The following is a 17,512-nucleotide window of genomic DNA, read 5'->3' on the forward strand; positions in this document are numbered from 1 at the left end:
TAGATCATGAAATGGATGTTGTTGCCCTTCCGGCGCTACGCCGAGTTTTCCGGTCGTTCGCGAAGGATGGAATTCTGGATGTTCCAGCTGCTGGGACTGATAGTCGGCGTCGTCTTGTACAGCCTGATCCTGGCCGGTGGCGGAATGGAGTGGATTACCATGGTCGCCGCGACCGCGGAGGGATCGGTGGTCGACAATCAGCTCGAAGGATTCTCTTTCGGCCCCTTGGCCTGGGTAGGAATCGTGGGACTTCTCGTGTGGTTCGTGGCTGCGTTCATTCCTTCACTCGCGGTGACGGTGCGGCGTCTTCACGATCGCGACATGTCGGGATGGTACTTACCGGGCTTTATCGTAGCCGTGATCTGCCTGAGCCTCATTCCCATCCTGGGAGCGATCCTGGTGCTCGTCCTTGAGATCGGATGGATCGTCCTGATGGCCTTGCCGGGTACCCAGGGATCGAACAAGTATGGTGCGGATCCGCTTGGCCAGGCCGACGCGGAAGTCTTCGCCTAAAGTGACCTGAGCGCTCGGGCCGGCTTCGCCCGCAAGAGCGGTAGCGAAGCGCCGAGCGCGAAGGCCAGAACCAGCGCGATTCCCGCGCCGAGTACTCCGAGGACGCGCGGCCAGTCCGGCAGCCACTCGAACTCGAACAGCTGGACGATGACCAGCCAGGCGAGGCCACTGCCCAGGCCAAGCGCAACCAGGGCAAGCACAGCCGCGAGCAGTCCGAATTCCGCCAATTGCAGCGTGAGCAGTTGCCGGGTGCTCGCCCCGAGCACGCGCAGCACGACTGTATCGTAAAGCCGTGCCGCTCGAGCTGCGGCGATGGCGCCAAGCAAGACCGCGATCCCCGCAAGCACCGCCACTCCAGCGGCTGCGAGGATTGCCAGCGATACCTGTTCAAGGATGTCCCGCGCCTGGGTCAGTAGGGGGCCAACCTCGATGACCGAACTCGAGGGGAATGAGCGGACGAGATCACGCAAAAGACCACCGGCCTCGCTTCCACTTGGCAGAGAGACCGTGGCCGCGAGGTTGTGCGGAGCGTCCTGCAGGGCGTTGGGCGAGAAGATCAGGACATAGTTGAAGCCCATGCTCTCCCAGTCGATACGCCGGAAGCTGGCGATTTTTGCCTGCCGCTCCACGCCCAGCAGGCCGATGGTGAGATAGTCGCCGATCTTGAGCCCCGCGGCCTGTGCCAGGTCGAAGTCGACCGACACGAGCGGTTCGCCCTGGTAGTTCTCCGGCCACCATTCCCCTGCGACCAGCGAGTTGCCTTGCGGCAATCGGTCCGCATAGGTCAGCCCACGCTCACCCCGAAGCGCCCAGGCCCCTTCCGGCAGCTCGTCCATCTGGCTGACGACAGTGGGGTGAGCTTTCGGTCCATAGGACAGGATCGCTCCGCGCAGGGTTGGCACGACCCGGATCTCGGCCTCGGGAGCGTGACGACGGACGGCGGCTTCGAACTCCGCCTCGCGATCCCGTGGGACGTCGAGCACAAAGTAGTCGGGCGCGATCTGCGGTACGCTGCGAGTGATATTTGCCGAAAGGCTGGTCTGCACCGCAGCCAGAACGACGAAAGCCGAGAGGCCGAAGCCGAGCGCCGTTACCAGCGACCCGGTTTGGGAGCCGGGCCGGTGTAGATTGGCGAGCGCGGATCGAAGCAGCGGGTTGGCCGGGCGCGGCGCGCGGGTGGCGAGTTTGCGAATGGACCAGCCCAGGCCCCAGAGTACGATCAGAAGGGCTACGGCGCCGCCCATGAAAAGGGCGCTCAGACCAGGCTGCGGTGAACCGATCAGTGCCAGGGCGGCGATACCCGCCAGTCCCAGGCAAACCGGCCAGATGGCTCCGCGCCAGGCCCCCGCCAGGGGCGCGACGCGTGACCGCATCAATTCCATCGATGGGAAATACCGCGCCCGCATCAGCGGCGGAGCGGCGAAGACGAGGGCGACCAACAATCCGAAGAGCATTGCTCGCAGAAGTGCCCCGGGATCGACCACCAGGCCGGTCCGCACTGGCAGTAGATCGCCCAGCGCCCGCGCCAGCAGCGGCGTGACGAGCACGCCCGCGACGAGCCCCGCAACAGCTCCCGCGAGGGCGGCCACGCCGATCTGGAGCGCGTAGATCCGGACGATATCGTGGCTGGTGGCGCCAAGAATCTTGAAGGTCGCGATGCTCGCCCGGCGGGCCTCGAGATAGGACGCCACGCCGCCGCCAATGCCGATCCCGGCGATGACCAGCGCAGCAAGGCCCACCAAGGTCAGGAACTCTCCCATGCGGCCGACGAAGCGCTCGGCTCCCGGGGAGGCTCGGTCGCGGGTGCGGATGTCGAAGCCCGAGTCCGGAAAGCGCTCCGTCAGCGTCTTCTCGACGCTTTCGGGAAGGTCATTGCCGATGAAACGCACCCGGGTCTTCGACTGGTACATCGCTCCAGGGGTGGTGAGGCCTGCCGCGGCGGGAACCTCGAGCGGAACGATTACCGTCTGGCCGAGCTGGAAGCCCTCGCTCAGCCGGTCCGGCTCCTCATCGATGATCCCGGCCACGGTCAACTCGGTTGAGCCGACCTTGAACTTGTCTCCGGGGACGACCCCCAACCGCTCAGCGGCGCCCTCTGCGAGCCAGGCTTGGCCGGGCGGCGGAGCGCCCAGGGTGCTACCGCCGTCGAGCGTCAGCGAACCGTAGAGTGGCCAGTTCGCATCCACGGCCTTCAGCTCGATCGGTGTCGCCGCCTCGGCGGTGCTGGCCATCGCCTGCATGCGCAATCCGCGCGAAATCGTGCCGTACCGAGAGAGGAATTCGCTCTCCTCCTCATTCAAGGGTCGCTGCCAGACTTCGACCTCGAGATCGCCGCCGAGGATCTCGCGGCCCCGCTCGGCCAGTTCGCCTCTGATTGCCCCAGTCAGCGTGCCGATGGCTGCAAGCGCACCGACGCCGAGGAACAGGCAGACAAGCAGCAACCTGAGGCCGCGAAACCGGCGGTGGAGATCGCGCCGGGCGATGCGCCAGGCAGCAGGCCACGAAAGCGTCATGTCGACAGCGATGTCAGGCGGCGCGGCAACGGGGCGGGGCAGCGCTTAGGCACGGGTGTCGCTGGCGATGCGCCCGTCGGACAGGGACACGATCCGATCGCATCGCTCTGCCAAGTGCTCGTCGTGAGTAATGATGACCAGCGTCGCCCCGGTTTCTTCGCGGCGGTTGAATAGAAGCTCGATGATCTCGGCACCGGTCGCCACGTCGAGATTGCCCGTCGGCTCGTCCGCAAAGACCAGCGGCGGGCGAGACGCAATCGCGCGGGCGATGGCGACGCGCTGCTGCTCGCCGCCGGATAGCTGGGCGGGATAGTGGGTCAGGCGATGGCCAAGGCCAACCGCCTCCAGCTCAGCCGCGGCGCGGGCCCAGGCGTCGGGCTCGCCTGCAAGCTCCAGCGGGGTTGCGACATTCTCCTGCGCAGTCATCGTGGGAAGGAGGTGGAAGGCCTGGAGCACGATGCCGATACGGCCGCGTCGGGCGCGAGCCAGGGCGTCTTCGTCGAGCGAAGTGAAGTCAGCACCTGCGACGCGCAGGGTTCCTCCGCCAGCCCGTTCGAGACCGGTCAGGACCGACATCAGCGAGCTTTTCCCGGAGCCGGATGGGCCGAGCAGGGCGAGAGTCTCGCCGGTCGGAACGATGAGGTCGATGCCGCGGAGGATTTCGACGGCAGCTTCGCCTTCGCCGAGCGTAAGCCGCAAGTCATGCGCCTCGATTGCAGGAGGTCTTGTCACAAGTGTTGGATGGCATAGGGAAAGATGGCGAGCAAGGAGGCTTGGACGATGCGTATTGGCGGCTTGTCGATGGTTTTGGCGGCGCTCGCCCTCGCGGCCTGTGGTAGCGAGCCGGCGCAGCCTCCTGCGCAGGAGCCTCAAATGAAGGCCGCGAGCGAGCCCGTGGCCGCGCCCGTCTCCGGGCCCGAGCGCCGGATTCTCGCCTTCGGCGACAGCCTGTTCGCCGGCTACGGGCTGGGTGAGGGCGAAGGCTACCCAGAGAAGCTGCAAAAGGCGCTGCGGGCAAAAGGCATCAATGCCCAAGTAGCCGATGCCGGCGTGTCGGGAGACACCACCGCGGCAGGACTGCAACGGCTCGCCTTCGTGCTCGACAGCCAGGCCAAGGCACCCGAACTCGCCATCGTCGAGCTGGGAGGAAACGATCTGTTGCGCGGCATCTCCCCGGCGGAGACGCGCGAGAACCTAGAGGCGATCCTGCAGGAGCTGGCGAAGCGCAAGATTCCGGTCTTGCTGATGGGCATGCGGGCGCCGCCCAATCTCGGCCAGCAGTTCGTCTCCGAATTCGACGGAATCTACCCGGCCTTGGCGCGCCAATATTCGACCGCACTGGTGCCGTTCTTCCTCGAACCGGTTTACGACAAGCCGCAGCTGATCCAGGCCGACAGGATCCATCCCACGGCGGCCGGGATCGATGCGATGGTTGCGGCCACAGTAGCCGACGTGGCGAAGGCTTTGCCAGCAACTCAGTGACGGAGTTGCCTAGACCCGCGTGACCCGACCCCCGGCGACACGCCAGATCGCCGCTTCCCCTTCGATGGCCGCGAACGGCGGGAGTTCGGTGCCGGTCAGCCAGACCTGTGCACCGCCGGTACGAAGCCTTTCGAACAGCGCCTCTCGCCGCAGCGGATCGAGATGGGCTGCAACTTCGTCTAGCAACAGGACGCCGGGACGGCCGGCGGCGGCGAGTTCGGCATGCGCGAGCGTCATGGCGATCAGCATGGCCTTCTGCTCACCTGTGGAGCAGCTTGCGGCAGGCATTCCGCTGCCGGCCATCGTCACTTCGAGCTCGTCGCGATGCGGACCGGTGAGGGTGCGCTGTGCCGCCCGGTCCCGCGCCCGCTGACGCGCCAGTTCCGAAGCCAGCTCGTGTGCGTTCAGCGCGCCACCGGCGAGGTAAGACAGGGCGGGGCGGGCAAACGGTGCCACGGGAAGCGCTGCCAGGGCTTCGGACAAGCGCTCGACCATGCTCGCCCGGCCCAGGGCCAGTGCGGCCCCACTCTCGGCCAGTTGCGTCTCCAGCGAGGTCAGCCATTGCGGGTCGGGAGCGACCTCGCTTGCCAGCAGGCGATTGCGTTCACGCAGCGCGGCCTCGTAGCGCGAGGCATAACGGGCGTGGGCAGGATCAAGCGCCAGCGCAAGGCGGTCCATGTAGCGGCGGCGGGCTCCGGCGCTGTCGGTAAATAGACGATCCATCGCGGGGGTCAGCCATCCGACCGCCAGCCATTCTCCCAGTGCCACGGCGCTCGCTTCTGCGCCGTTGATCTGTACCAGTCGCCGACCCGGGCGGTCCGCGGAGGTGCCGGTGCCAAGCTGCACCGCGCCAATGCCGTCTTCGCAATCCAGCTGAGCGCTGACCGCGAAGCCGCCGACACCCTCGTTCCCGGCCATGTCCGGAAGGCCGGCGCGTCTCAGACCTCGTCCGGGCGCAAGCAGGGACAGCGCCTCCAGCACGTTGGTCTTCCCTGCGCCGTTCTCTCCGAACAGCAGGTTGATCTTCGCGCTGCCGTCCAGGCGGCTAGCGGCGTGATTGCGGAAGTGGCTGAGGGTGATCCGGTCGAGCGCCATAGGCCAGACAAGCGTTAGGCGAAGGGCAAGAGCTAGACCACAGCAAACCCGCTTCGCCGCTATTTAGGAAATTTCGCCAAGTTGCGGGAAGCTGGGGCGCCGGTAATTCTCTAATAACGACAAGAATCGCGCGAAACCGCCATTTTCGAAGTTTGGCACGCCCTATGCAAAGTGTCTCGCATCGGCGGAATGGCCCGCCGGGATGAGATAAAGGGGATTATTTGAAATGTCTGTTCTGTCGCACTTTGCTCGCCACGCCTTTGCCGCTCTTAGCGCGCTTGCGATTTCCACGGTTCTGTTCGCCAACGTGCTCGCGACTTCGGCGACTGATGTTCACTCGGTCGCGGGTATCCTGGCATGAACCCGGTAGACCGTCGCCCCTCCGGATACGAGCCGTCGCGCCAGCTGCGGCTCGACCGGACCAACGGCAAGGTTTTCGGCGTCTGTGCCGGCCTTGCCAACTACATGAACGTCGATCCGCTGATCGTGCGGGCGGTGTTCGTGGTCGGGACGGTGTTCGGCTTTGGGACCTTCCTCGTGGCTTACCTCGTGATCGCGCTGCTGGCGGAGTGATCCGTCAGCGCGCTTTCGCGAAGGGCGAGAAGTCGGTGTCCGTGTCGAACACGTCGACCCCCTCTCGCCGTTTCAAGAATCCCACTACAACGTAGGTGAAGGGCGTCAGCAGCGCTTCCCAGGCGGTCTTGATCAGCCATTGCGAGAGCACGACCTGCCACAGCTGTTCGGGCGGCCAGCCCGCTAGTCCATAGAATGCCAACGGATAGAAGATCAGGCTGTCGAGCCCCTGGCCGACGACGGTCGAACCGATCGTTCGGGTCCATAGGAAGCGGCCGCCGGTCATTACCTTCATCTTGGCGAGGACGAAGCTGTTGGCGAATTCCCCGGCCCAAAAGGCGGTGATCGAAGCCAGCACTATGCGCCACGTGTTACCGAACACGAACTCGTAGGCCTCCTGCCCCGGCCAGTCGGCAGCGGGTGGCAGGGCCACGACCACGGCGGCCATGAACGCCATGAACAGCAGGGCCGCAAACCCGGTCCAGATCGCCCGCCGTGCGTTGGCATAACCGTAGACCTCGGTCAGCACGTCGCCGATGATGTAGCTGAAGGGAAAGAACAGCACTCCCGCACCAAAGGACCACTGCGTCCCGTTCGGCAGAGTGACGAAACTTGGCTTGGAGGCGCCGATCATGTTGGACAGCAGCAGGATCGCGACGAAAGCCGCCATGATGTAAGGGAAGTAGCGAAATCGCGCATGGTTGAGCGCTTCGCCTTCAAGCCGTGTCGATACCCCGTCCATGGCCGGTGACTATCGCGTTTTGCATGTGTCGCAAAGCGCGCTAAGGCCCGCCGCGACGCGCCCGTAGTTCAACTGGATAGAGCACGAGCCTTCTAAGCTTGGAGTTGCAGGTTCGAGTCCTGCCGGGCGCGCCATCCCATTCAAAATGAGGTGAGGCGGTCCTGTTACGCACGGGACAGGGACGGTTGGCTGCGCGCGCCTGTCAACCGAGGCAATCCGCGCAACTCCCACAACTTAGTGTTCGCCATCGCGCGCAGGGAGTTGCTCCCGCGACTGTCTCAATCGAAACCTGATGCGCATTTGCCACAGGGCGGGCGCGAAAGCCCCAAATTCATCTAATTCGGATTGAAACGAGTTCGCCACTCCACCACGCGGCAAACCAGCAGTGAGCGTCGGTCAAGCGTGCGAGGCATAGGCATGCAGGCAGTAGCGCATTGCGGGTCAACGTCCGGGAAGTCGGACATGTTGGGGACTGAACTGTGAAAATCCAAAGGTATCTGAAGGGAGCCGTCGCTCCCATCGCAATCGCTGCTGTGCTCATTGCGCAGCAAGCCGTCGCCCAGGAAACGCCCGCAGCGGACGAACAGACCGCTGACGAAGGCGAAGTCATCGTCGTCACCGGTTCGCGAATCGCGCTTCGGACGACCGATCGTCGTGAGCCCACGATGGTGCTCGGTTCGGACGAACTCGAGAGCCGTGGTTTCACCAATCTCGGTGACGCGCTTAGAACGGTGCCGGCGTTTGCTCCGCCTTCGAGCAGCCCGGTCGGCACTCAGGCCGGCAGCTTTGGCGCGGGCCAGACCTTCATCGATTTCTTTGGCCTCGGCTCGCAGCGCACTCTGACGCTGGTCAACGGCCAGCGCTACGTAAGCTCCAACACCGCTTCCATTTTCGGGCCGGTTGATGCGGGTTCACAGGTCGACCTGAATACCCTTCCCACGCTGATGGTCGATCGTATCGAAACGGTCGCCGTCGGCGGTGCGCCGATTTACGGCGCCGACGCGATTGCCGGTACAGTAAACATCATCCTCAAGAAGGAATTCGACGGGGTTCGCCTCAGCGCGCAGAGCGGGATTTCTTCGCGGGGCGACGCCGAAGAGTTCCGGCTTGGCGCTCTGGCCGGCACGACGTTTGGCGGCGGTCGCGGCAAGGTTCTCGCCTCGTTCGAGTTCAACAAGGCGGGCGGTCTCCTCTACACCGATCGCGAAATCACCAGGAGTGGCCGGTTCTATGTGGCCCGCAATGATCCCAATTTCCCGTTCAACAATCAGCTGATTGAAGATCGCCGCATTCCCATCTTGAGCGAATTTGGCGCCCCGACGTATGTGGATATCGTGCCTGGCGATCTTGCCGCTCTCGGTGCTCCCGGTGAGAACTATGGCTTTCTTGACGCGCAGGGGAACACGCTGGTGTTCAACCGCAACGGTGACCTGGTGCCGCTCGATTTCGGCGAGCGTCACGGCCTCACCAACTCCGCCGGCGGCGACGGCTTCAGTCTCGTTCCGCTGACGAACCTGCAGACCCCGTCGGAGCGCTACCTCGGATACGCGCGGGGCAGCTACGAACTCACCGATTCCGTCGAAGCCTTCGCCGAGTTCTCCTACGCCAATTCAAAGGGAACCGAACTCCGCGCACAGCCGGTCTACAACACCTGGTTGTTCGGCGACGCCGGGGATCCGGACGGCAACCTGATCATTCCGCTCTCGAATCCCTTCCTTAGCGACGCTGCGCGGGCGACCATCGCCTCGCAACTTCCGGCGGGTCAGGACTTCTTCTATCTGGGACGCGCCAATACCGACCTGGTTTCGGGTCGCGGCAGCACCACCGTCGAACTCTACCGCATCGTAGCGGGCTTCGAAGGCGATTTCGCTGTGGGAGACCGTAACTTCGACTGGTCGCTCATCGGAAACTACGGCCGTTCGAGGACCAAGGGCTCGAGCCGCGAACTGGTTCAGGAAAACTTCGAAAACGCCCTTGCGGGCTGCACCGGCACAAGCTCGCCGATCGCGACCGTGAGCTCGACTTGCGTCCCGTTCAATCCGTTCGGGCACCAGAATGGTCCGGAAGTCGCCGATTACATCACGACTATCGCCCATCCGATCGCCACCAACACCCAGATGGTCGTCACCGCCGACGTGACCGGCGGCCTCTTCGACATCTGGGGCGGCGAAGTCAGCTTCGCACTTGGCTACGAACATCGCGAGGAGAAGGCCGATTTCGATCCGGGCGAGTTCTTCTACGGGGTTGCCGATCCTAACGATCCCACAGCACCCCGCGGACAGTACGGCCGCTCGATTCCGATCGATCCCGTCTTTGGCAAGTTCCACACCAACGAAGGGTTCGGCGAGCTGCTGATTCCAGTCGTGTCGCCGGACATGAACATTCCGTTCGTCGATACCTTGGAGCTCAACGGCGCTGCCCGCTATGTCGATCATTCGCTTACGGGCGGTGACCTGACTTGGACCGCCGGTGGCCGTTGGAAGCCGATCGAGGATTTCGGATTCCGCGGTAACTTTACGCGGTCGATCCGATCGCCGGCGATCACGGAACTGTTCAATCCGACCAGCCCCATCTTCACCACGGCGGACGACCCCTGCGACTCGCGCTTTATCGGTCAAGGGCCCAATCCGGCCAACCGGGCGGCAAACTGCGCAGCAGCCGGCCTGCCGGCCAACTTTGCTTCGAACATCGTAGACCTCACATCCAGAGGCTCGCTTTCGGGCAACATCGGCCTCGAAAACGAAAAGGCGGACAGCTGGACGGTCGGCGCCATCATCACTCCTCGTTTTGCACCGGGCCTGTCGCTATCGGTCGATTGGGTGGACATCGCGCTGAAGAACGCAATTCTGAGTCTCGATGCCGACCAGACGATGCAAGCCTGCTATGACGCCGTCGATTTCCCGAGCCCGGCTTGCGATCAGATTGATCGCGACTCCGACGGGCAGGTGGAGTTTATCCGCACCGGCTATGTAAACGCCGCGTCGTATGACTACTCCGGCCTGGTCGCCGAACTGGATTGGCGAGTTGCGACCCCGTTCCTGGGTTCCCAGAGCCAGGTCCTGTTTAGCGGCAGCTATCAGTACATCGACAAGCTCGAACAGCGCGTCGGAGCGGGCGACCTCACGACGCTCCGCGGCCTGATCGGCTACTCGAAGCACAAGGGCACCGCCAGCGTCTCGTACGCCAACGGTCCGTTCGGCGGGTTTGTCCAGGTGCAGTACTTCGGCAAGGCCGTGGTTGATCCCGACGCCCAACCGACTGCCTACGAGTACTTCACTCGTGGTGATGTCGCGTTCGTCCACGCGTCGGTCAATTACACGTTCGACGACCAGCTGACGCTGCGGTTCAACATCGACAACCTGTTCGACACCAAGGCTCCGTTCCCGACCCCGGCGGGCGGCGGTGTCTCGACCTATTACAGCGGAGTCATGGGCCGTTACTTCAAGGTTGGCGCTGTTGTTAACTTCTAAACCCTGAAGAACGATCAACTCAGAATGTGGAAACGGCGGGCGAAAGTCCGCCGTTTCTTTTTGGACCCGCTCCTGGATCATTGCGACGCGCTTGCCATTCGACTGACGGCGGAGCAGGGTTCCCAGGCAATTCGGCCGGAGGTGCGGCATGAAGATAGCGCAGGCCCTGGCCGCTCTTGCCTTAACGAGCGGCCTCGCAGCTCACGCCCAAGCGCCAACCGCGCCTGTGGAGACCGATGAGATCGTCGTTCATAGACAGCGCTTGAGCGCGACCAACCTCGCCAACACCACCTTGATCATGGAACGTCGGGACTATCGGGTCAGGATAGAAATGGACGCGGACGGCACGTTCCGCAGCTCCTTGAACGGCCTCTTTTCAGATGTGGGCAGGTGGCGCATCGAAGGCGAGCGGGTTTGCTTCGATGGAACTTACCGAGAAAGCTATTGCTCCTCGGCGCTCGTTGGCAAACGGCCGGGTGATTCCTGGGACGGCGTATCCGGCCTGGATGGAAAGCGATACAAAGTGCGGCTGGTCGTCGGAACCTAGTAGTCTGGCCGGGACACCTGAGAGAAAGTCCGGCTCCGCAGCAGGGTGCTATCCATATCCTTCAACAAAGTTCGATCTGGCGCAGCCGACGGCGCTTCACGTCCGCGTCCCGTTAGCTGTCGCTATGCAACGGCCTGGACACCGCGAATGGCAAGAGTTTCCGCCCAGAGCAGGCGATAGCGGCGCGCCAATTCGATGTAGCGCTCGCGAATGTCAGGGAGCTTGGCGGCCGCTGCGAGACGGTAGTACCGGTCGACCCGGCGTTCCAGGTGTTCAAGACTCCGTTTCCATCGCATATTTTCGCCTTTCATCGTGTCGGTCGATCGATGGCTATTGCGCCATGGTGGCAACAATGCGGCACGAAATGAACGACTTGCGGCAGCCCCGCCACGGTTCGGCGCTTCGATCTCACACGGCCTGTGCCGCCGCCCACCCGCTGGCCCAGGCCCATTGGAAATTGTAGCCGCCAAGCCAACCGGTGACGTCCACGGCCTCGCCAATGGCATAGAGGCCGGGGACGCGCTTGGCTTCCATCGTTTTCGACGAAAGCTCGGCAGTGCTGATCCCCCCGGCAGTCACTTCAGCCTTGGCGAAGCCTTCGCTGCCGTTCGGCCGGAACGGCCAGTTGGCGAGTTGGGTTTCCCCGTCGCGCAAGGCTGCGTCGGAGAGGTTGGCGAGCGGTCCTTCGAGCTTGAGCCGGTCGTTAAGGGCATCGGCCAGTCTGTCCGGAAGCCTGGCCCGGAGGGCATTGCGCAAGGTCGAGCGCGGGTTTTGATGCTTGGTTTCGACCAACCATCCCGTGCCGGCATTCGGCAAGAAATCGATCTCGATCGTGTTGCCGCGACGCCAATAGGAGGAGACCTGGAGGATCGCTGGGCCCGAGAGGCCGCGGTGCGTGAACAGGGCGGCCTCCCGGAACGAGGCCGGTCCGCAGCGGGCGATCACTTCGGTGGCTACACCGGACAACTCTCGGAACAGCACGTCCTCGCCGCTCAGAGTCAGGGGGACCAGGGCAGGGCGGGGTTCGACGACCTTGAGGCCGAACTGACGCGCAAGCTCGTAGGCATAGGCAGTCGCCCCGATCTTGGGGATCGAAGGCCCGCCGGTGGCGAGTACCAGCGAAGGCGCCTGGGCTACGTGCCGATCGGTCGTGACGGAGAAGCGGCCGCCTTCATGCCGGACTTGTCGAACGGTCTCGCCACAGGAGAGCGTGAAATTTCCCGTCGCGCACTCGGCCAGAAGCAGGTCGACGATCTGTTGCGCCGATCCGTCGCAGAAGAGCTGCCCCAGCGTTTTCTCATGCCAGGCGATGCCGTGGCGTTCGACGAGGGACAGGAAATCTTGTGGAGTGTAGCGGCTGAGCGCCGATTTCGCGAAGTGCGGGTTGGCCGAGAGAAAACGCTCCGGCACGGTGTGCAGGTTGGTGAAGTTGCACCGGCCACCACCGGAAATCAGGATCTTCTTGCCCGGCTTCTCGGCATGTTCGATTACGAGCACGCGACGACCTCGTTGGCTCGCCTGGCCAGCGCACATCAAGCCAGCCGCGCCAGCGCCGAGGATGATTACGTCATAGTTGTTGTTCATGTGGGGCCGTCCAGCAGCGGCGCTCTAGCGTTCGCCGCGGCCGGGAGCCAGCCATTCCGGAATTCCTGCAACTGCAGATGAGACGCAGTCAGCTTTCGGGCTGCTCGTGGTGCATCACCGGCATGACTTCGGGATAAGGCATCACCAGCGATCCATCCGGAGCGGCGGTGAAGCTGGTCTGCGTGGGATAAGCGAAGCGGATATCGCGCTCGCGCAGCTTGGCCAGCACGGCCAACGCCACCTTCTGCAGCCCGGCATGGGCTTCGAGAACATCATTCGTGCTGATCTCGAAGATGAAGTCGTAGTCGATCGAGCTTGGCCCGAAAGCCCGCAAACCGGCGCGAACGAAGCGATACCCTAGCGTGTCGACTTCGGCCCGGAGCAGGGAAGGGATGGTCTGCAGGTCCTCGTAAGGAGTCTGGTGGATCACGCTGATCGGTAGCTGGAACCGATAGACCTCGCGACCCGTGAAATTGGTCACTTCCTGCGCCAGCAGCTGGGTATTGCCGATGATGCGCATGTCTCCTGCCAGCGAGCGGATACGCGTCGACTTGAGGCCGATGCGCTGGACTACTCCCGTGACCGGCCCCTCCTTGCCCTGATAGGTAATGGTGTCGCCGACGCAAAAGGGCTTGTCGAAGATGATGGAGAGCGCGGCGAACAGATCGGAAAAAATACCCTGCGCGGCGAGGCCGATGGCGATACCGCCGATGCCTAGCCCGGCAACGAGGCCGGTGACATTCGCGCCAAGGTTGTCGAGGATGACGATTATGGCGATCGCGAAGACGACAACCGAGACCAATAGGCGAATGATGCCCATGGCACTGGCCATGCTGTTCGGATCGCCTTCAAGGTTGCTCGTTCGGTGCGTGATAATTCCGAGGATCAGCGCTCGCGCCCAACTCGCCACCTGTAGCGCCACAGCGACCGTGAACGCGAAGGCGATGGTCTTGGCGACGTCCTGCGGCGGATGCAGGTAGCCTTGGACCATCCGCAGTGAGACGGCGATGAGGAACCACAAGCGGGTCTTGCGTACGACGCTGACGAATACTTCGGTCAGGCCGTTCTGCGCGCCGAGCTTTTTGACCGCGCGTAACACCAGCGCCTTGATGCCGTAGAGCAGGGCGACGACCGCGGCCGCAATCGTGAGCGCGATGGCGATTTCGATCAGGTTGTTGACCGCCCAGTCAAGGACGGGCTTGCGCCAAAGGTCGATCTTCACGCGCCTGCCGCCTCACCTTTCAGTCGCGCCGTTTCGGCCGCGGTGGATTGGGGACCGGTGTTGCGCTTGTTCAAGCCATTGGCCTGTGGATCGCGAACAAAAGGTTCGGGGTCATTCTCACGCCGGGGCAAGCCGAACAGGGGCGACATTCCGGGGTGTCGCCCGAGCCCGCCGTACAGGTCGAACCCGCGATCTATCCAATCGCGCAGTGGATCGTCCTCCGGCAAGGCGGGGATGTCGGCGACTGAAGCAAGGAAGAGGAATACGGCGAGCAGACGGTAATCGACGTAGTTGGGGCTCTCCCCGCCGAACCATTGATATTCGCGCAGCGTGTTGCGCATCAGCTCAAGCTTTGGCGGAATCTGCGGGAGCCGATCCTCGCGGCCGACGATGATGTCTTCGATCCTCTGACCGCCAAACATCCGTTCGCGCGATTCTGTCACGTAGTCATGATCCTGCGGCAGCGAGCGGTCGCGGTACTGCTTGAGATAGCAGGTCATCCACGGACCGATCGCGGTTTGCCAAAGCCACTGTTCGAGCATTTGCCCGCAGACCTTGACCGACGGATCGCCGATAAGCGTCGGACGGTCGGGATATTTCTCGTCGAGATATTCGGCGATCAGCCAGCTATCGAGCACCCACTGGCCATCGTCGACGATGGCTGGCAGGCGCTCGGTCTTACCGCCTGTCCTCTCGGGGATTCCGGTGAAGCCACCGGGGACGACGTCCATCTCGAATCCCTTGTGGGCGATGGCATACTTGGTCGCCCAAACGAACGGGCTGATGGTCGCTCCGCTGGCCAGCTGGAGATCGTAAAGGGTGATCCTGTTATCCTTCGCCAACGTACTACTCCCGAACGACGAGCCTTTTGACCGACTTTAGGCAGGCAAATCCTAACGCGCCAGTCACCGTTTCCTGTCGGATTTATTGACAGTCTGGAACGTCGACGAACATGCGTTAACCATTGAAATTCGCAGAAAAGCTCAGTTTGCATGGGTTGGCATGGCACGTGCAAAGTACAAGACACCCAACCAAGTCTTCGAACGAGGCGGGGCCGCCCATTGGTCCCCAACCGGTCTCCCGGTCCCGCCTCCCCGAAGATTTCTCCCAAACTAATTAGATCTCACCGCCGCATCCGAATGCGAGTTTCCAGGTCGGTTAGGCGCTGGTCGAGGTAGGCTCTATCCTGGGAAGACGCGTTAAGTTGCGCATAGGCGGCCTCCAGATGGGACAGGTCCTGATACTCAACCTGCAATTGAGCCTGGGCAGCGGTAGAAAGGCCGCTCGACGGCAGGGCGCGACCAATCGCATCCAGGCGCGAACGGGGCGTCAGCGTTGCTCCTCCCCCGTAGTTGGTGTCTCCAAGCCTGGCGTCGAGGGCATCGAGACGGGCATCCAGATCGCTCCTCTCGCTCGAGCTGACGACGCCATCCTGCAGATATCCGGACTCCACCTGGATCAGTGCGGCATAGTCGGTCTTGAGGCGCCGGCCTTGAGTACGGGTGACCCTGCGGTCATAGACCGCGCTATCGACGCGGCGCTCGAACTCCGCGCGCCCGTCCGCAATCTCGGCGGTTTGGGCAGTTTGCCCGTCGTCGTAAGTCCCTACGGCAAGAACCTGGGTGAGCGCGCCGTAGCGGTCAGCCAGATCGGACCTTTCTCTGGACGTAAAGCGCCGGTCGGCCCCGTAGCGGCTCTCAAGCTGCACGAGTGAGTCGTAGTCTGACTTCAATCGCGACGCGGTCTGCTGGTTCACGGCACCCGCGCGGACCTGGTTGTCGACGCGGCTCTCGAACTGGCTGCGTTGGTTGGCCAGCGGTGTTTGTCCGGCCGCCCATTGAGCTTCGATCGAAGAGGTGTTGCCCAAGCGGTCGCCGAACAGGGCGCCGAAGATAACTCCGAACGGATCCTGCTGCGGCGTTTGTTGCGTTGGGGCCTGCGCGAACGCAGGGCCAGCAGTTAGGGCTATCGCAGCTGCGACAGTAAGGGTGATAGTTTTTCGCATTGGCAACCTTCTCAGCTTGCCTCCCGGTCGAAAAACGACGCCTGCGCGAAAGGGTTTCCAAGGACTTGCAGAGCCGGAGAGGTCATCCTACTTCGCGACGCGCAGCGAGAAGGAGCACGTGTCGTGATCGATCGGACCAGGAATACGCCCTGTTTTGTCTCATTCGATCTCGCGAGTTCTCATGTCCGCATTTCTCACGCTCGATTCTGTCTCAGCTCAAACGCCTGAACATCGGGTCCTTTTTCAGGGCCTGACCTTAGCCATAGGCGCTGAACGCGTCGGCCTGGTTGGCCGCAATGGTTCGGGCAAATCCACCCTCCTGCGTATTATTGCCGGCATGGCCGATGCCGCGACGGGTACCGTCCGGCGATCGGGGACGATCGGAATGCTGGTTCAGGATTGGCCGCCCGACTTATCTCTCGCTGACGCGCTTGGTGTTGCCGAGGGAATGGCCGTCTTGCAGCGTGTGCTGGCGGGCGATGGAAACGTCGCGGATTTCGAGGCGGCGGACTGGGCGCTGGGATCTCGGGTAGACAGTGCGCTGGCCGACGCCGGGGTGCCCGGGTTCGCTCTTGATCGCACGATGGGATCGCTCTCGGGCGGAGAGCGCACTCGTGTGGGCATTGCCCGGCTGCTGATCGAAAAGCCCGACTTGCTGTTGCTCGATGAACCGACCAACAATCTCGATAGCGCGGGTCGCGAGGCGATCCATTCGCTGATCCGCGGTTGGAGCGGCGGGGCCCTTGTCGCCAGCCATGATCGCGAACTTCTCGAGACCATGGACCGGATCGTCGAACTCACCTCCGTTGGCGTTCACATTGTCGGTGGAGGCTGGACAGCCTTTGCCACGCAACGCGAGGCGGAAAGGAGCAGGGTCACTCAGGACCTCGAACGCTCGGAAGCAGCGCTTCGCGAGGTGGAGCGGTCTGCCCAAAGGCAGCGCGAAGCCAAGGATCGACGAGACAAGGCGGGGAGGGCGTTCGCGGCCAAGGGCTCGGAGCCGAAGATTCTTCTGGGCGCGAAAGCCGAACGGGCTGAGAATTCCGGGGGCCGAGGGCGCCGTCTGGGCGAGCGTTTCGTCAATGAGGCAGCTGCACGGGCCGAGGAAGCCATCGCCAAGGTCGAGGTGCTTACGCCGCTGACAATCTCCTTGCCGCCCAGCGGGATTCCGTCTGGCGCGCAAATCCTCGCGCTCGAGGAGGTCGCGGTTGACCTGGGCGAACGCCGTCTCGGACCCTGGACGTTGAGCCTTCGCGGGCCTGAGCGAGTTGCGGTCTCCGGACCTAATGGCGCGGGAAAGACCACCTTGCTCAAGATCGCGGCGGGTCTGGCCCTACCATCCAGCGGCACGGTGTGCCGTCTCGACGGTCGGATCGCCATTCTCGACCAGCACGTGACGTTGCTCGATCCCGAAGCCAGCATCCTGGCCAATTTTCGCCGCCTTAATCCGTCGCTCAACGTTCGGGATGCCTACGCCGCCTGCGCGCGTTTCGCCTTCCGCAATCGCGATGCCGAACAGCTTGTGGGCACGTTGTCGGGCGGCGAACGCCTTCGGGCAGGTCTCGCTTGCACTTTGGCTGGCGAAAGGCCGCCTTGGTTGCTCATTCTCGACGAGCCGACCAACCACCTCGATCTGGCGTCGATCGAACTGCTGGAGCAGGCGTTACGCGAATTCGACGGCGCCTTGCTGATCGTAAGCCACGATCCTGCCTTCCTGAAGGCGGTCGGCATGGATCGTGAGTTCGGTGTTTAGCGTCGTGCCGCCC

The 17,512-nt window shown here is 63.3% G+C and carries 16 protein-coding genes and 1 tRNA gene; 8 read left to right on the plus strand and 9 right to left on the minus strand.

The annotated features are described in order from the left end of the window. Positions 1-6 precede the first annotated feature (6 nt). Positions 7-513 carry a DUF805 domain-containing protein gene (locus KK137_RS16150; RefSeq protein WP_214537724.1) on the plus strand — a complete coding sequence of 169 codons (507 nt, stop codon included), beginning with the start codon at positions 7-9 and terminating at the stop codon, positions 511-513. On the opposite strand, the gene KK137_RS16155 is transcribed toward KK137_RS16150, so the two are convergent. Both KK137_RS16155 and KK137_RS16160 read right to left on the minus strand, forming a co-directional pair. Continuing rightward, on the minus strand, positions 510-3,026 hold the full coding sequence (locus KK137_RS16155) for an ABC transporter permease (protein WP_214537726.1): 2,517 nt from the start codon (positions 3,024-3,026) through the stop codon (positions 510-512). The two genes, KK137_RS16150 and KK137_RS16155, sit on opposite strands and share 4 nt — an antisense overlap. A gap of 45 nt (positions 3,027-3,071) precedes the next feature. Next, the gene (locus tag KK137_RS16160; RefSeq protein ID WP_214537727.1) at positions 3,072-3,758 is read right to left on the minus strand and encodes an ABC transporter ATP-binding protein; all 687 of its coding nucleotides are present in this window, start codon (positions 3,756-3,758) and stop codon (positions 3,072-3,074) included. Positions 3,759-3,899: 141 nt separating this feature from the next. Between KK137_RS16160 and KK137_RS16165 the strand changes: the two genes are divergently transcribed. Then, the gene (locus KK137_RS16165; RefSeq protein ID WP_338028117.1) at positions 3,900-4,508 is read left to right on the plus strand and encodes an arylesterase; all 609 of its coding nucleotides are present in this window, start codon (positions 3,900-3,902) and stop codon (positions 4,506-4,508) included. Between the two features lie 9 nt (positions 4,509-4,517). On the opposite strand, the gene recF is transcribed toward KK137_RS16165, so the two are convergent. Further along, positions 4,518-5,603 carry a DNA replication/repair protein RecF gene (gene recF, locus KK137_RS16170; protein ID WP_214537729.1) on the minus strand — a complete coding sequence of 362 codons (1,086 nt, stop codon included), beginning with the start codon at positions 5,601-5,603 and terminating at the stop codon, positions 4,518-4,520. Positions 5,604-5,829: 226 nt separating this feature from the next. Here recF and KK137_RS16790 point away from each other — a divergent pair, with 226 nt between their 5' ends. Together KK137_RS16790 and KK137_RS16175 are read left to right on the plus strand one after the other, a co-directional pair. Further along, entirely contained in the window at positions 5,830-5,964 is a 135-nt protein-coding gene (locus KK137_RS16790; protein WP_275950745.1) for a hypothetical protein, read from the plus strand. Next, entirely contained in the window at positions 5,961-6,176 is a 216-nt protein-coding gene (locus KK137_RS16175; protein WP_214537730.1) for a PspC domain-containing protein, read from the plus strand. Before KK137_RS16790 ends, KK137_RS16175 begins: the two co-directional genes overlap by 4 nt. 4 nt (positions 6,177-6,180) lie before the next feature. On the opposite strand, the gene KK137_RS16180 is transcribed toward KK137_RS16175, so the two are convergent. Further along, a complete protein-coding gene (locus KK137_RS16180; RefSeq protein ID WP_214537731.1) occupies positions 6,181-6,918 on the minus strand; it encodes a queuosine precursor transporter in 738 nt (245 codons plus the stop codon). A 57-nt stretch (positions 6,919-6,975) separates the two neighbouring features. On the opposite strand from KK137_RS16180, the gene KK137_RS16185 reads away from it, so the two are divergent. The 3 genes from KK137_RS16185 to KK137_RS16195 all read left to right on the plus strand — a co-directional run bounded on the left by KK137_RS16185 (position 6,976) and on the right by KK137_RS16195 (position 10,935). Further along, positions 6,976-7,052, plus strand: a tRNA-Arg gene (locus tag KK137_RS16185). A gap of 345 nt (positions 7,053-7,397) precedes the next feature. After that, positions 7,398-10,388, plus strand: a complete 2,991-nt coding sequence (locus KK137_RS16190) for a TonB-dependent receptor domain-containing protein (protein WP_214537732.1) — start codon at positions 7,398-7,400, stop codon at positions 10,386-10,388. 148 nt (positions 10,389-10,536) lie between these two features. Beyond that, entirely contained in the window at positions 10,537-10,935 is a 399-nt protein-coding gene (locus KK137_RS16195) for a hypothetical protein (protein ID WP_214537733.1), read from the plus strand. Between the two features lie 122 nt (positions 10,936-11,057). On the opposite strand, the gene KK137_RS16200 is transcribed toward KK137_RS16195, so the two are convergent. The 5 genes from KK137_RS16200 to KK137_RS16220 all read right to left on the minus strand — a co-directional run bounded on the left by KK137_RS16200 (position 11,058) and on the right by KK137_RS16220 (position 15,746). Beyond that, a complete protein-coding gene (locus KK137_RS16200) occupies positions 11,058-11,231 on the minus strand; it encodes a hypothetical protein (RefSeq protein ID WP_214537734.1) in 174 nt (57 codons plus the stop codon). 112 nt (positions 11,232-11,343) lie between these two features. Beyond that, complete coding sequence (locus KK137_RS16205; RefSeq protein WP_214537735.1) at positions 11,344-12,519, minus strand: BaiN/RdsA family NAD(P)/FAD-dependent oxidoreductase; 1,176 nt, start codon at positions 12,517-12,519, stop codon at positions 11,344-11,346. Between the two features lie 88 nt (positions 12,520-12,607). Next, entirely contained in the window at positions 12,608-13,741 is a 1,134-nt protein-coding gene (locus KK137_RS16860; protein ID WP_214537736.1) for a mechanosensitive ion channel family protein, read from the minus strand. Next, positions 13,738-14,583, minus strand: coding sequence for a beta-etherase (locus tag KK137_RS16215; RefSeq protein WP_214537737.1), 846 nt, complete (start codon positions 14,581-14,583; stop codon positions 13,738-13,740). The genes KK137_RS16860 and KK137_RS16215 overlap by 4 nt, the downstream gene beginning before the upstream one ends. Positions 14,584-14,864: 281 nt before the next feature. Beyond that, positions 14,865-15,746 (minus strand): hypothetical protein, encoded by an 882-nt coding sequence (locus KK137_RS16220; protein ID WP_214537738.1) that lies wholly within the window; start codon positions 15,744-15,746, stop codon positions 14,865-14,867. Positions 15,747-15,927: 181 nt separating this feature from the next. On the opposite strand from KK137_RS16220, the gene KK137_RS16225 reads away from it, so the two are divergent. Further along, positions 15,928-17,499 (plus strand): ABC-F family ATP-binding cassette domain-containing protein, encoded by a 1,572-nt coding sequence (locus KK137_RS16225; RefSeq protein WP_214537739.1) that lies wholly within the window; start codon positions 15,928-15,930, stop codon positions 17,497-17,499. Positions 17,500-17,512 lie beyond the last annotated feature (13 nt).

Origin of the sequence: Croceibacterium selenioxidans, from assembly GCF_018599195.1 — a bacterium.
Taxonomy (GTDB): domain Bacteria; phylum Pseudomonadota; class Alphaproteobacteria; order Sphingomonadales; family Sphingomonadaceae; genus Croceibacterium_A; species Croceibacterium_A selenioxidans.